13 protein-coding genes are annotated in these 14,440 nt (G+C 46.0%); 12 read left to right on the top strand and 1 reads right to left on the bottom strand.

Annotation, left to right across the window (positions count from 1 at the left end):
- The first annotated feature begins 55 nt into the window (after window positions 1-55).
- Window positions 56-1,273: a cytochrome P450 gene (locus BTR1S_RS10645; RefSeq protein ID WP_029419899.1), complete on the top strand. Its 1,218-nt coding sequence runs from the start codon at window positions 56-58 to the stop codon at window positions 1,271-1,273.
- A gap of 29 nt (window positions 1,274-1,302) precedes the next feature.
- Here the strand turns inward: BTR1S_RS10645 and BTR1S_RS10640 are convergent, their stop codons facing one another.
- Window positions 1,303-1,530 carry a YgaP family membrane protein gene (locus BTR1S_RS10640; RefSeq protein WP_006637340.1) on the bottom strand — a complete coding sequence of 76 codons (228 nt, stop codon included), beginning with the start codon at window positions 1,528-1,530 and terminating at the stop codon, window positions 1,303-1,305.
- A 124-nt stretch (window positions 1,531-1,654) separates the two neighbouring features.
- On the opposite strand from BTR1S_RS10640, the gene BTR1S_RS10635 reads away from it, so the two are divergent.
- From BTR1S_RS10635 to BTR1S_RS10585, 11 genes are all read left to right on the top strand, one after another.
- Window positions 1,655-3,394 carry an adenine deaminase C-terminal domain-containing protein gene (locus BTR1S_RS10635; protein WP_029419898.1) on the top strand — a complete coding sequence of 580 codons (1,740 nt, stop codon included), beginning with the start codon at window positions 1,655-1,657 and terminating at the stop codon, window positions 3,392-3,394.
- Window positions 3,395-3,419: 25 nt separating this feature from the next.
- Window positions 3,420-4,409, top strand: a complete 990-nt coding sequence (locus BTR1S_RS10630; protein WP_029419897.1) for a DUF3048 domain-containing protein — start codon at window positions 3,420-3,422, stop codon at window positions 4,407-4,409.
- Window positions 4,410-4,411: 2 nt separating this feature from the next.
- Window positions 4,412-4,723 (top strand): YerC/YecD family TrpR-related protein, encoded by a 312-nt coding sequence (locus BTR1S_RS10625; RefSeq protein ID WP_006637343.1) that lies wholly within the window; start codon window positions 4,412-4,414, stop codon window positions 4,721-4,723.
- A gap of 140 nt (window positions 4,724-4,863) precedes the next feature.
- The gene (gene pcrB / locus BTR1S_RS10620) at window positions 4,864-5,550 is read left to right on the top strand and encodes a heptaprenylglyceryl phosphate synthase (protein ID WP_006637344.1); all 687 of its coding nucleotides are present in this window, start codon (window positions 4,864-4,866) and stop codon (window positions 5,548-5,550) included.
- A 60-nt stretch (window positions 5,551-5,610) separates the two neighbouring features.
- Complete coding sequence (pcrA, locus tag BTR1S_RS10615) at window positions 5,611-7,830, top strand: DNA helicase PcrA (protein WP_029419896.1); 2,220 nt, start codon at window positions 5,611-5,613, stop codon at window positions 7,828-7,830.
- Between the two features lie 33 nt (window positions 7,831-7,863).
- Complete coding sequence (gene ligA, locus BTR1S_RS10610) at window positions 7,864-9,867, top strand: NAD-dependent DNA ligase LigA (protein WP_006637346.1); 2,004 nt, start codon at window positions 7,864-7,866, stop codon at window positions 9,865-9,867.
- A gap of 15 nt (window positions 9,868-9,882) precedes the next feature.
- Entirely contained in the window at window positions 9,883-11,073 is a 1,191-nt protein-coding gene (locus tag BTR1S_RS10605; protein WP_006637347.1) for a CamS family sex pheromone protein, read from the top strand.
- Between the two features lie 132 nt (window positions 11,074-11,205).
- Complete coding sequence (gene yhfZ, locus BTR1S_RS10600) at window positions 11,206-12,132, top strand: GntR family transcriptional regulator YhfZ (RefSeq protein WP_006637348.1); 927 nt, start codon at window positions 11,206-11,208, stop codon at window positions 12,130-12,132.
- Between the two features lie 86 nt (window positions 12,133-12,218).
- Window positions 12,219-12,584, top strand: a complete 366-nt coding sequence (locus tag BTR1S_RS10595) for a PRD domain-containing protein (RefSeq protein ID WP_029419895.1) — start codon at window positions 12,219-12,221, stop codon at window positions 12,582-12,584.
- Between the two features lie 12 nt (window positions 12,585-12,596).
- Window positions 12,597-12,956, top strand: coding sequence for a DUF2620 domain-containing protein (locus tag BTR1S_RS10590; RefSeq protein ID WP_006637350.1), 360 nt, complete (start codon window positions 12,597-12,599; stop codon window positions 12,954-12,956).
- A 168-nt stretch (window positions 12,957-13,124) separates the two neighbouring features.
- Window positions 13,125-14,426, top strand: coding sequence for a YhfT family protein (locus BTR1S_RS10585; RefSeq protein ID WP_029419894.1), 1,302 nt, complete (start codon window positions 13,125-13,127; stop codon window positions 14,424-14,426).
- Window positions 14,427-14,440: the final 14 nt, after the last annotated feature.

Genomic DNA, 14,440 nt, shown 5'->3' with positions numbered 1-14,440 from the left:
CTAACATATTTGCCAATATGATTCAGCTGACAAGCAAAAAGAAGGAGTGAAGCGAGTGAACTCGGCAAAACAGCAGAACCCTATTCAAAAAGCTCTTCTAAACGGAAAAAACCGGCAGGACCCGTATGATCCATTTCCCTGGTACGAAAAAATGCGCAAGGAATCACCTGTCTACTATGATGAGGACAGCAAAGTGTGGAGCGTGTTTCTTTATGATGATGTCAAAAGAGTGATCAGCGACAAAGACTTTTTTTCAAATCAATTCCCTCAGCTTGAATCCGGCAATACATTTGCGAAAACAATGGTCAGCATGGATCCGCCAAAACATACCAGAATCAGGTCGATTGTAAGCAAAGCTTTCACACCGCGTATCATGAAAGAGTGGGAACCGCGCATCCGGGTGCTGACGGATGAACTGCTTGGAAAGGCCCGCGGCCGGGACGAAATCGACCTCGTTCAGGATTTTTCTTATCCTCTTCCCGTTATGGTCATTTCAGAATTGCTGGGTGTTCCATCTGAGCATAAGGAGAAATTCAAAGAATGGTCAGATCTATTAGTAAGCTTGCCGAAGAGCGCTTATGAAGAGGACGTCATGGAGTGGCGGACCATTAGGAATAAAGGTGAAGAAGACTTAAGCGCGTTTTTTGAAAACGTCATTGAAGAAAAAAGACGGAATCTGGGAGATGATATCATTTCACTTTTAATTCAAGCTGAAGAAGATGGGGACAGGCTTTCTCCTGATGAATTGGTTCCGTTTTGCAATCTGCTGCTTTTAGCTGGCAATGAGACAACGACGAATTTGATTTCAAATATGGTTTACAGCATTCTTGAAAAACCGGGTACGTTTGACGAGTTGGCAAATCAGCCTGACCTGATCCCCCAGGCCGTCGAAGAAGCTGTCCGTTTTCGCGCGCCGGCGCCGATGATCGTGCGCTTCGTCCAGCAGGATACCGCAATCAGGGGAGTGAATTTGAAAAAGGGAGAGGGAGTGATCGCTTTTCTTGCCTCAGCCAACCGGGATGAAGCTGCATTTGAACGGGCGCACGAATTTGATATTCACCGCCATCCAAACCGGCACATCGGCTTTGGCCACGGCATCCATTTCTGTTTGGGCGCCCCTTTGGCGAGGCTGGAGACAAAAATCGCGCTGGAGGCGCTCCTCAAGCAATATTCCGCTATGGAAACGATCTCGACAGAGCCGATGGCCAACAGCAGCATGTACGGTCTGAAACATTTTCGCCTCCATGTCAAAGAGGCGCTGCTTTCATCATGAAAAAAAGCATCCCAACAGGGGTGCTTTTTTTACGATTGTCCTTCGGATTCGCTCTGCTTCATATATGTCTGGCATACATAAGTCATGGGACAGAATCTCAGGATGCCGGAAGCGGTTTTCATCGCACCCATAAACATGCAAAAGAGCGTCATTCTGCACCACGGCTTTCTCGTGAATTTGGCCGCCGCCGCGGACAGGATCGTAAGCCCGCAGGCGATGCGGAATAAGGCGTCAAACAGTCCGATGTTTTGCTTCATATTGATTCCTCCGATTAAAATAATTAAATAAAGTGTGTTTTCGAAAAATTGTAACGGAATGGTAATGCGTGACAATAGTAAATGTGTTAACATAGGGTCATTACATGTAAAGGAGAGTATGTGAATGTTCGAACGCACCTTAAATTGGAAAAATAAAGACATCAGATCACAAGTTGATGTTGTAAGTTCAAGGTCGCTCCCAACGCTCCTTTTACGAAATGCATACGTATTGAACCCGTATTTAAAGCAGTGGATCTCTGCAAACGTATGGATTCATCATGACAGAATCGTTTATGTCGGCCGTGACCTTCCGAAAACGGCTGTTAAAACTACCATAGATTGTGAAGGAAAATACATTGTACCAGGATATATTGAGCCGCATGCGCATCCTTTTCAAATTTATAATCCCCAAACTTTGGCTGAATATGTGTCACAGTTTGGAACAACGACATTGGTGAACGACAACCTGTTTTTGCTTTTGCATTGCGGAAAAAAGAAAGCGTTTTCTATTTTGGAAGAACTGAAAAAACAGCCTGTTCACTATTACTGGTGGTCAAGGTATGATTTGCAGACAGAGGTGCCTGAGGAAGACCAAATGCTTTCGATTGACTACCGGAAGCACTGGGGCGAGCATCCTGACGTGATTCAGGGAGGAGAAATGACAGGCTGGCCGCGTCTTTTAGAAGGAGACGACCTGATGCTTCACTGCATGCAATGCACGAAAAGAAGGCGGAAACGGATCGAAGGCCATTTTCCCGGCGCCTCCGAGAAAACGCTGACAAAAATGAAACTGTTCGGCGCGGATGCGGATCATGAAGCGATGACGGGAAAAGAGGTATTAAAGCGGCTTGAGCTTGGCTATTATGCCGGATTAAGGCATTCTTCGATACGTCCGGATCTGAGAACGATTCTGCGTGAGCTGCATGAAGAGGGATTCCGCCATTATGACCATATGTTTTACACAACGGATGGCGCCACGCCGAATTTCTATAAGGAAGGCATGACAAACCAGCTGATTTCGATTGCCCTTGAAGAGGGCGTTCCGGCGATTGACGCTTATAATATGGCCGGATTTAATATTGCGAAATACTATCAGCTTGAAGACCTTCTCGGCGTCGTCGCACCTGGTCGATATGCGACATTAAACATTTTAGAAAGCCCTGAAAACCCGACTCCGGTAACGGTCCTTGCAAAAGGCCGAATCTTAAAATCAGACGGCGTGAACACGGAAATGTTTTCAGAGCCCGAATGGAAAAAAGGCGGTCTTGTCCCTCTGAACCTTTCATATGATCTAACGATGGACGATTTGCAGTTTTCCATGCCGCTCGGCTTGAAGATGCGGAACGACGTGATCATGGAGCCTTATACGATTGAGATTGACAACTCGGTCAATCAGCTGTCTTTCGATCATGATGAAAGCTATCTCGCCATGTTCGATAAAAAAGGCAAATGGCGGGTCAATACGATGCTAAAGGGATTTGCATCCCGCGTTCAAGGGTTTGTCAGCTCGTATTCCACCACGGGGGACATCGTGGCCATCGGCAAAAATAAAGAAGACATGCTGCTGGCATTTAAACGGATGAAAGACATCGGCGGCGGAATCGTATTAGCCGAAAGCGGCAAAATCCTGCACGAAATTCCTCTTCATTTAGGCGGCGGGGCATCAAATGAGACGTATGAGAAAGTGCTTGAGCGGGAAAACAGGCTGAAAGAACTTCTATTTGAAAGAGGGTACGTGTTCACCGATCCGGTCTTTACTCTGCTTTTCTTGCAAAGCACCCATCTGCCATACATCAGGGTGACGCCGAAAGGGATCTTTGATGTCATGAAAAAAACTGTACTCTTTCCATCGATAATGCGTTAAAATATAAAAGAGCGGGAGCTAATGTATGACCAATCGATACGCAAGAGTACTGCTGTGTATAGCCTGTGCTGTGCTGCTTATGTCATGCCAGCCCAAAGAAAAACGGGAAGCCGATAAAAATATCTATCCGCTGACGGGTTTGGAAGCGGATGGGAATGTTCAGCAGCGGCCGCTTGCCGTTGTGGTGAACAATCATCCAAAGGCAAGACCGCAGTCGGGATTGAGCAAGGCGGACATCGTAATTGAGGCTCTGAGTGAAGGCCCGATCACAAGATTTTTGGCGATTTACCAAAGCGAGATGCCTGAAGCTGCGGGTCCCGTCAGAAGCGCGCGCGAGTATTTCATTGATTTGGCTCTTGGCTTTGACGGCCTATTGGTGCACCACGGCTGGAGTCCCGGTGCCAAAAACCGGCTTAAAAGCGGTGACTCCGATCATATCAATGGAATGGATTATGATGGCAGTTTGTTTTGGAGAACAGACTTCCGGGAAGCGCCCCATAATTCGTATACTTCATTTAAAAATATCAAAAAAGCTGCCGATGATAAGGGATATTCCATGAAAGCCAGCACAGAACCGTATACATTTATAACCGCCCGTGCTGCATCTTCCGGGACGCCTTATTCGGCTCGGTTAGATTATGGCACAAAAAACGTTACAAACAACGTTGAATATGGTTATGATAAAAAGGCTGGCGGTTATGTGAGAACATCAGACGGCATGTTGACAACAGACCTTGAAACAGAAGAACCGGTTGTTCTTCAAAATATTTTAATAGTGGAAGCCGAACATCAAGTAAAAGATACCGACGGGAGAAGGGATATTGACCTGCGATCAGGCGGACAAGGGCTGCTTCTGCAAAACGGGGAAGTCCGCCAAGTCGATTGGAAGAATGAAGACGGCCGGATCATACCGGTGAAGGACGGAAAAACCGTTCCTTTTGTTCCGGGAAAAACGTGGATCAACATCATTCCCGATCTCAGCAAGGTTTCTATTAGTAAAGGAGAAGGTGTGTAACGATGCAGATCGATAAATTACGCGGGAGAGAGCTTGACCAGCTTTTTCAATCCATCCTGTCATTGAGGGATCTCGAAGAATGCTACCGTTTTTTCGATGATCTGTGTACCATAAATGAAATTCAATCGCTGGCTCAGCGGCTCGAAGTAGCCAGAATGCTTCGCGACGGCAACACGTACCACAAAATAGAAACCGAGACCGGAGCGAGCACCGCGACCATTTCCAGGGTCAAACGCTGCCTGAATTACGGAAATGACGCATATATTATGGCACTGGACCGTGTAAAAGAAAAAGAATCTGAATCATCTTCGTGAGGAAGATCGCAAAACCGCCTGGCTTTAAGAGCGCAGGCGGTTTTTTTACGCCCAAATCTTTCTTCGGGAATCCGTTTTTCCAACAGGGGTGAATTTGTTATAATATTTAAATGGTAAGAACGATTGGAGGAGCTTTTTTCATGTACGATATTACCGAGTGGAAGCATGTCTTTAAACTCGATCCCAATAAAGATATAACGGACGATCAGCTTGAACAGCTGTGTGAATCGGGAACAGATGCGATTTTGATCGGCGGAAGCGACAATGTCACAGAGGATGACGTGCTGCGCCTCATGTCAAAGGTTCGGCGTTTTTTAGTGCCGTGCGTCCTTGAAGTATCCACGATTGATGCGATTGTGCCGGGATTTGACCTTTATTTTATCCCTACCGTGCTGAACAGCAATAATCCAGACTGGATCGTCGGTCTACATAAAGAGGCAATGAAAGAATACGGTGAGCTGATGTCACCGGAAGAGATCATTGTGGAAGGCTATTGTATCTTAAACAAGGACTGCAAGGCGGCAGCTTTGACAAATGCAAATCCTGCGCTTGAGCTTGAGGATATCAAAGCGTACGCGAGACTGGCCGAAAAACTGTTCCATCTGCCGGTTTTTTATCTGGAATACAGCGGGATGCTCGGGGATGCCGAGATCGTCAAAGAAACAAAAGCCGTTCTGACCGATACGACTTTATTTTACGGCGGCGGTATCAAAAACCCGGAAACTGCGGCAAACATGGCTGAATATGCCGATGTCGTCGTTGTCGGAAATGCGATTTATGAAGATTTTGGACAAGCGTTGAAAACGGTGAAGGCCGTAAAAAAATGAGCGAAACTAACCGGATTGGTTTATAATAGAACATATGTTTGAAGAGGCGGTGAACGGATTTTGAATTATATTAGCGACCAATTATTAAATGGGTTGAATAACGTACAGCAGGAAGCGGTCAAAACAACGGATGGGCCGCTTTTGATCATGGCCGGCGCGGGAAGCGGAAAAACGAGGGTTTTGACCCATCGAATCGCTTATTTAATGGCGGAAAAGCGCGTCGCCCCGTGGAACATCCTCGCGATTACGTTTACGAACAAAGCGGCGAGAGAGATGAAAGACCGTGTCGAAAGCATTCTCGGACCGGGGGCTGACGACATTTGGATTTCGACCTTTCACAGCATGTGTGTGAGAATTTTGCGGAGAGACATCGACCGTATCGGGATTAACCGCAATTTCTCGATTCTTGATACATCTGACCAGCTCTCAGTCATTAAAGGGATCTTGAAAGAACGAAACATCGATCCGAAAAAATTTGATCCGCGGAGCATTCTCGGCTCCATCAGCGGGGCGAAAAATGAACTGATCGACCCGGAGGAATATGAGAAAACGGCGGGCGGCTTTTTTGAGCAGGTTGTCAGCGACGTCTACAAAGATTATCAGAAAAAACTGCGGAAAAATCAGTCCCTTGATTTTGACGATTTAATCATGACGACGATCCGCCTGTTTGACCGGGTGCCGGAAGTTCTTGAATACTATCAGCGCAAATTTCAATATATTCATGTCGATGAGTATCAGGATACGAACAGGGCGCAATATTTGCTCGTCAAAAAAATGGCCCAGCGCTTCCAGAACATCTGCGTTGTCGGGGACTCGGACCAGTCGATCTACAGATGGCGCGGAGCGGACATCGCCAACATCCTGTCTTTTGAAAAAGATTATCCGAATGCGAGCGTCATTTTACTCGAACAGAACTACAGATCGACGAAGCGGATCTTAAATGCGGCCAATGAAGTGATCAAGAACAACTCAAACAGAAAGCCCAAAAAACTTTGGACTGAAAATGACGAAGGGGCGAAAATCTCCTATTTCAGAGGGGACAACGAGTTTGGCGAAGGACAGTTTGTGGCGGGCAAAATCCGGGAGCTCGTCCAATCCGGCAAGCGCTCCTATTCCGATATTGCGATTTTATACCGGACAAACGCCCAGTCCCGCGTCATCGAAGAAACGCTGATGAAAGCAAACATCAGCTACAATATCGTCGGCGGAACGAAGTTCTACGACAGGAAAGAAATTAAAGACATTCTCGCTTATTTGCGCCTTGTCGCAAATCCGGATGATGATATCAGCTTTGCCAGAATCGTCAATGTGCCAAAGCGCGGCGTCGGGGCGACCTCCGTCGATAAAATCGCCGCATATGCGGACATGAACGGATTGTCCCTGTTTGAAGCGCTCGGCCAGGTCGATTTTATCGGCCTCAGCGGGAAAGCGGCCAATGCCCTTGATGACTTCAGACAGATGATTGAAAATTTAACGAATATGCAGGAATACTTATCCGTCACAGAACTGACGGAAGAAATTCTCGAGAAAACCGAATACCGCGAAATGCTCAAAGCGGAAAAATCGCTCGAAGCCCAAAGCCGGCTTGAAAATATCGACGAGTTTTTATCCGTGACGAAAAACTTTGAGCAGCAAAGCGAAGATAAATCGCTCATCGCCTTTTTGACGGATTTGGCGCTGATCGCCGATATCGACCAGCTTGACCAGCAGGAAGAGGAATCCGGAAACAATGAAGCCGTGATCTTAATGACACTCCATGCCGCAAAAGGGCTGGAATTTCCGGTCGTCTTTTTAATGGGACTTGAAGAAGGCGTCTTCCCGCACAGCCGCTCCCTGATGGAGGAAGCGGAAATGGAAGAGGAGCGGCGGCTCGCTTATGTCGGCATTACAAGGGCCGAAGAAGAGCTTTACTTAACAAACGCGCGGATGCGGACATTATTCGGCAGAACGAATATGAATCCGGAATCGCGTTTTATCGCGGAAATACCGGAAGAATTATTGGACAATCTAAATGAGAAGAAGAGCACGGCAGCCGCACCGTTCGGACGCAAGCCAGAACGGAGAGGACCCGTCAGCCGTCCGGCGGCATCCTACAGCAAAACCGGCGGAGACGGAATCGACTGGGCCGTCGGAGATAAAGCCTCCCATAAAAAATGGGGCGTGGGTACGGTCGTCAGCGTGAAAGGAGCGGGTGAATCAACAGAGCTTGATATCGCCTTTCCGAGTCCGATCGGAGTCAAACGTCTGCTCGCGGCCTTTGCGCCAATTGAAAAGCAATAATGGCAAAAGACCTGAAATGAAAGGACGAAATTAATGGAAAAAGAAGCAGCTAAACGCCGTGTGGTCCAACTGCATGCACTGATCAACAAATACAACTATGAATATCACACACTTGATGACCCGAGCGTGCCTGACTCCGAATACGACAAACTGATGAAGGAGCTCATTTCGATTGAAGAGGAGCACCCGGATCTGAAAACGCCTGATTCACCTTCACAGCGCGTCGGCGGAGCCGTTTTGGACGCTTTTCAAAAAGTGCAGCACAAAACGCCGATGCTCAGCCTCGGCAATGCTTTTAATGAAGAGGATCTGCGCGACTTTGACCGCAGGGTCCGCCAGGCGGTCGGAGACGTTGAATATAACGTCGAACTCAAAATTGACGGTCTTGCTGTTTCGCTGCGTTATGAAAACGGGGTATTTGTCAGAGGGGCGACAAGGGGCGACGGAACGACAGGCGAGGATATAACCGAGAACTTAAAGACGATCAGAAATATCCCTCTGAAAATGAAGCGCGACCTTTCGATAGAGGTGCGCGGCGAAGCCTTTATGCCGAAGCGTTCCTTTGAACTGCTGAATGAAGCGCGGAACGAGCGGGGGGAAGAGCCGTTTGCGAACCCGCGGAATGCGGCCGCCGGCTCATTGAGACAGCTTGATCCGAAAATTGCTGCGAAACGAAATCTCGACATTTTCGTCTACAGTATAGCGGAGCTTGACGAAATGGGAGTCGAAACGCAAAGTCAGGGCCTTGATTTTCTTGATGAGCTCGGCTTTAAAACCAATCATGAAAGAAAAAAATGCAGCACGATTGATGAGGTTATCGGCATCGTGGAAGAGCTGAAGACGAAACGGGCCGATCTGCCGTATGAAATCGACGGCATCGTCATTAAAGTCGATTCGCTCCACCAGCAGGAAGAGCTCGGATTCACGGCCAAAAGCCCGCGCTGGGCGATCGCTTACAAGTTTCCGGCAGAAGAGGTCGTCACAAAGCTGCTGGATATTGAATTAAGCGTCGGCCGCACCGGCGTCGTGACGCCGACGGCGATACTTGAGCCTGTAAAAGTGGCCGGGACGACGGTCCAAAGAGCGTCCCTTCATAACGAAGATTTAATTAAGGAAAAGGATATTCGGCTGTTTGACAAAGTGGTCATCAAAAAAGCGGGGGACATCATTCCTGAGGTTGTCAATGTGCTTATTGAACAGCGGACCGGCGAAGAAAAGGAATTCAACATGCCTGACGAATGTCCTGAATGCGGAAGCGAGCTTGTCAGAATCGAAGGAGAGGTCGCACTGCGCTGCATCAATCCGGAATGTCCGGCTCAGATCAGGGAAGGACTGATTCATTTCGTTTCCCGCAACGCCATGAATATAGAAGGACTTGGAGAGCGTGTGATCACACAGCTGTTCCGTGCGGATCTGGTCCACAATGTCGCCGATCTTTATAAGCTGACAAGGGAACAGCTGATCAACCTCGAACGAATGGGAGAAAAATCGACCGACAATCTCCTCCAGTCCATTGAAAAATCGAAGGAAAATTCGTTGGAGCGGCTTCTTTTCGGCCTCGGCATCCGTTTTATCGGCGAGAAGGCGGCGAAAACGCTCGCGATGCATTTTGAAACGATTGACCGGCTCAAAAAAGCGTCAAAAGAAGAGCTGGTGGAAGTGGACGAAATCGGTGAAAAAATGGCGGATGCCATCGTCACCTATTTTGAAAAAGAAGAGATGCTCAAACTGTTGGATGAGCTTGAACAGCTCGGCGTGAATACGGTTTATAAAGGCCCGAAAAAAGTGATGGCGGAAGAGAGCGATTCCTACTTTGCAGGAAAAACGATCGTGCTGACCGGAAAGCTTAGTGAAATGTCGCGAAACGACGCGAAAGCGGAAATTGAAGCGCTCGGGGGAAAAATCACAGGCAGTGTAAGCAAAAAAACCGATCTCGTCATTGCCGGCGAAGCGGCAGGCAGCAAACTGGCCAAAGCTGAAGAGCTCAACATCGAAGTATGGGATGAAGCAAGGTTGATCAGTGAGCTAAAGAAATAAGAGGAGTGTTTTCTATTGAAAAAAGCATTGATTTTGGCGGCTGCTGCGAGTATGTTGATGCTCTCAGCCTGTGCGCCGAATTTTAAGGGAGAAGAGGAGCAGGAGATGGTTCAAAAGACGAATAAGTCAAAAGAAAAAGCCATCATCCCGAAATACAACATCTCTGATTCTTATTACAAAATGGTGATTCCTTTTAAAGCCGGAAAAGCGCGCGGACTGACGACCGACCGCTTGAACACGAGGCTTGACATCGATGAATTTGAAACAGGCATGATGCGCCTCGCTCAAGACTCGTTCTCAACGAAAGATTATCTGTTTCAGGAAGGCCAATATTTGGACGAAGACACGATCACAAACTGGCTGGCCCGCAAAAAAACAGGGAATGACCTGAAAAAAGCGGAAAAAAAAGATAAAAACTTTAAAAATCTCGGGCTGAATCCGCCTCTTTCCGGAAGCGGCTCTCAAGAAAAACAAAACGAAGAAAGCCCGGTTTATCTGGCCCATATGCTTGAACACGATTATCTCGTCAGAAAAGACAAAGATACGATCGAGCTCGGCGGCGTTGTGATCGGCCTTGCGCTCAACTCGGTGTACTATTACCGGGAAAATGTCGGCGATCCGCAAAAAGAAGTGAACATCAGCGATAAAAAAATTAAAGCAGAGGGCGAAAAGATCGCTCAGGAAGTGGCAAAACGCATCCGGAACATGGATGACCTCAAAAACATTCCGCTGACGATCGTCCTGTACAAACAGGCGCCGAAATCCTCGATCGTGCCCGGAAACTTTATCGCCAAAACCGATGTGAAAGCCGGTACAAGCGAAATTACCGGCTGGGACAATATCAATGAAGAATACACGTTCTTCCCGTCAACGGACGGAACGACAAAACATCCGGATGACGCGGAGCTGTTCAAACGTTTTAAAAATAAAGTCGAAACGTATTTTCCTAATTACACAGGGGTCGTCGGAACGGCATTGTACAAAGACGACCAAATGCAGGAAATGAAAATTAACATTCCGATGCAGTTTTACGGAAAAAGCGAAGTGATCGCTTTCACCCAATTTTTGACCGGAGAAGTCATGGATTATTACGGCAAGAGCGAACTGAACGTCGAAATCAACATCACCTCATCAGACGGCCAGGAAGCGCTCATTCTGAAAAAGCCGGGAGCCAAAGAACCGACCGTGCATATCTATGATTCATAAAAAAGAAGCAGCCTTTTCGGCTGCTTCTTTTTTTGAAAAGTATCATGGCTTAAAATATTTGTTGCAAGTGTAAGTGCAATCACTTATAATCAATTATACAGAATATAGTATATTGTCTAAGGAAGATTGATGATGTGGGAAAAATTTTATTCTAAAAATGGATTGGCAGCCAAAAATATTGCGAAAGAATTGTTGGGGCTCAAAACAGGCGAAAAAATCCCCCGTATTTCAGACTATTGTGATCAGTTATCCATTGGAAGGGGAACCGTGCAAAGCGCGCTGAATTTATTAGCCGATATGAAAGCCATTCAATTGGAAGCAAGGGGCCATTTAGGGACGTATTTAGTAAGCAAGGATAACAATTTATTGCTCGAAATAGCAGGAATTGCACCATTAATCGGTTCCATGCCCCTTCCATATTCGAGAAAATACGAGGGATTGGCAACAGGAATCGTCGAAGGTTTTGAATCCGCCGGAAAAACAGTGAACTTGATTTATATGCGCGGTGGAGTGAATCGAATTGAAGCCGTCCGCACTAAGAGAAGCGATTTTGCAATTGTTTCTAAACTGACAGCAGATGACGCCATAGCAGAATATCCAAACTTAAAAGTCTTTAAAAGGTTTGGACCGGGCAGTTATGTAAATGCCCATAAAATTTTCTTAGCCGATTCTCAAGAGGATGCGGTAAGGGGTGCTGTCAAAGTAGGCGTCGATTTGGAGTCTCTGGACCAAAAGCGGCTAACAATGGCTGAATTTGAAAGCAAGAATGCCGAATTTATAAATGTCAATTATATGCAGCTGTTTGATATGCTGAATTCAAAACAAATTGATGCCGCAGTCTGGAATGCTGATGATGAAAGAATGATTCAAACATTTAGAGCCGTCGATTTTTGTTCACCGAAAGCAAAGAAAATGTCCGAGGATACAACTGAAGCAGTAATCATGATTGATGGCGGCAGAGAACAAGAAATAACAGAAAAGTGGAGTATGGTTGGCGTTAAACAAATATTAGACATTCAAAAAATCGTAGAAAAAGGGGAGAAAATACCGCGCTATTAAAATGCGGACCCGACCCAACGGAAAGGTTGCACTGGGTCACGCATTTTTACATAAAAATACTAAATACAGTATATTGGAGGTATTGTATGAATCGCAGACAAGTCGAAGAAAAGCTGGAAATTTTAACCGCAGGCCATGCTGTAACAAAAAATGTAGTCTCGGCAACTTTGAATACTTTTGACTTTTTAGCAGGTAAATTGAAAAAACAGGTGATCGAAGACTCGGATATGTTTTGGACGCATATGTCAATGGCTTTGGCCAGATTGGAAAGGGGGGAATGCGAAGATGGACCACCAAATGACATCATCAATGAAGTATACGAGACTCCATATCAAAACATGATAGAAGAGGTGATTGACTATATCGATTCACAGGCAGTTCAAGAGCTTCCAGAAGGGGAACGCGCCTATTTTTATCTTCATCTTCATAGAGTCATAGAATGTAATCAATAGGAGGATTTGATAATGGTGAGAATTGTAATAGGTGGACAGCTGAATAAGCAGGCAATCGAAAAGCAAGTGAAAGAGCTTGGGGGAATTAACGTAGACGTTACAGTCAAAAGCGATTTGGACGCGGTAATGGCGATAAAAAACAATAAGGCCGACTATTATATTGGAGCCTGTGAAACAGGATCAGGCGGCGCGCTTGCAATGGCAATTGCCTTATTAGGAAAAGACAAATGTTCTACCCTGGCTTCCCCAAGCACGATAAAAACCAAGAAAGAGATAGAGCAGGAAGTCGATAGTGGAAAGATTGCGTTTGGTTTTACGGCTTCTTCTTCTAAAAAGATATTGGATATATTAATTCCTTCCTTATTAATTTGAAGGAACGTAGCAAAACGGAAAGGCCAGTCTTTCTAAAAAAAGAAAGCGCTTTAATTTCGCGTGTTCAAAATAGAGAATCCAAATAACAATGGAGGGCGCGTTCATTTTCAGACCTTTAACATGTTCTCTATACAGAGTTTGAGAAAAATCCATAGAGGTGAATTGGAAATGGATCTTACTTTAATCCAATGTATTGTCATAGTGGCCGTCGGTGCATTAGGTTCCATTCTGGTTAATCGCGGGGTGGCTGTGTTTAATGATGGCTTGCGGCCCATTATGCCTGAATATCTTGAGGGGCGAATGAAAAGAGGAGAGCTTGCGGCAACGAGCTTTGCGCTAAGTTTTGGCTTGATTATCGGCTTTGGCATTCCGTTGTCCATAGGAGCTACGATCATTATTGGCCATAGTATTTTATTAGCGTGTGACATTATTGGTATTTGGACCCCGGATAACAAAATAGGAATGATCGCAGCAGGAATAATTGGCGCTGTATATAGTATTGGAATCGTTTTGGGGCTTCAATTTGTAGTCGATTTCTTTGGCATGCTTCCTGTCAATTTTATAGATTCGCTAAGTCTGATCGGCAATCCGATTATTATTGCTTTTACAGTGTTTCCAGCTGTAGCGGTCGGATATCAGCACGGGGTGAAGAAAGCCGCCGTGACTGCAATTGTCACATTAGCTTCTCTGCTCTTATTCAAAAAATTTGGTTCGTTTCAAGTGGCTGGATATAACATTTCTCTAAGCCCTGAAGGGATGGCTTTATTAATAGGAATGGTCATGATGATTTACTATGCAGCGAGAATCAGGGGAGGAGGCGAATCTACAAATGCCGATTTAGTCAATATTTTTAATGAACGTGTAAATCGAATCAAAAAAAACCGCTTCTTATTAGCCTTAATGGGCGGTCTTGTTTCTTTAACATCCTCCATGCTGATTTTAGCAGTTGATGCAATGCCCCAAGCCTTGATAAATAAGGAACTTTATACGGAGGCAGCCATTGCTACGTTTGCACGCGGAATCGGATTCATCCCTTTAGTTTTTTCAACTGCCATTGTAACTGGAGTTTATGGTTTAGCCGGTACGACACTGGTATTTGCAGTCGGCCTGGTTTTCAGGGATGTGCCGATTTTAGCTTTTATATTAGGCGCCCTCATCATGTATTTGGAGGTCATCTCGTTATCGGCAGTATCAAAAAGCATGGATAAATTGCCTGGCGTACGGGAAATGGGGGAGCATATTCGAACTTCACTATCAGATGTTCTCGGAATGGCTATTTTAATCGGCAGTGCCATGGCGGGAGAAAAAATTGCTCCTGGACTTGGATTCTTTTGGGTGATTGGCTGCTATTTAATCAACCGAATGGCATCAAAACCACTCGTTGAATTGGCTGTTGGACCTATTGCGGTGATTTTGCTGGGGATTATAGCTAATCTTCTCTACGCAGCCGGTTTATGGCAGGTTGGCTAAACCATTAAAAAGGG

Origin of the sequence: Bacillus sonorensis NBRC 101234 = KCTC 13918, assembly GCF_001592005.1 — a bacterium.
Classification (GTDB): domain Bacteria; phylum Bacillota; class Bacilli; order Bacillales; family Bacillaceae; genus Bacillus; species Bacillus sonorensis.
Note: the sequence above shows the minus strand (reverse complement) of the source record. Positions and strands in the feature narration are given on the sequence as shown.

What these genes read in the sequence shown, in the direction of transcription:
- BTR1S_RS10640 (WP_006637340.1), bottom strand. Translation starts at nt 1,530, where the DNA reads ATGAAGCAAAACATCGGACTGTTTGACGCCTTATTCCGCATCGCCTGC.
- BTR1S_RS10635 (WP_029419898.1), top strand. Translation starts at nt 1,655, where the DNA reads ATGTTCGAACGCACCTTAAATTGGAAAAATAAAGACATCAGATCACAA.
- BTR1S_RS10630 (WP_029419897.1), top strand. Translation starts at nt 3,420, where the DNA reads ATGACCAATCGATACGCAAGAGTACTGCTGTGTATAGCCTGTGCTGTG.
- BTR1S_RS10625 (WP_006637343.1), top strand. Translation starts at nt 4,412, where the DNA reads ATGCAGATCGATAAATTACGCGGGAGAGAGCTTGACCAGCTTTTTCAA.
- pcrB (WP_006637344.1), top strand. Translation starts at nt 4,864, where the DNA reads ATGTACGATATTACCGAGTGGAAGCATGTCTTTAAACTCGATCCCAAT.
- ligA (WP_006637346.1), top strand. Translation starts at nt 7,864, where the DNA reads ATGGAAAAAGAAGCAGCTAAACGCCGTGTGGTCCAACTGCATGCACTG.
- yhfZ (WP_006637348.1), top strand. Translation starts at nt 11,206, where the DNA reads ATGTGGGAAAAATTTTATTCTAAAAATGGATTGGCAGCCAAAAATATT.
- BTR1S_RS10595 (WP_029419895.1), top strand. Translation starts at nt 12,219, where the DNA reads ATGAATCGCAGACAAGTCGAAGAAAAGCTGGAAATTTTAACCGCAGGC.
- BTR1S_RS10590 (WP_006637350.1), top strand. Translation starts at nt 12,597, where the DNA reads ATGGTGAGAATTGTAATAGGTGGACAGCTGAATAAGCAGGCAATCGAA.
- BTR1S_RS10585 (WP_029419894.1), top strand. Translation starts at nt 13,125, where the DNA reads ATGGATCTTACTTTAATCCAATGTATTGTCATAGTGGCCGTCGGTGCA.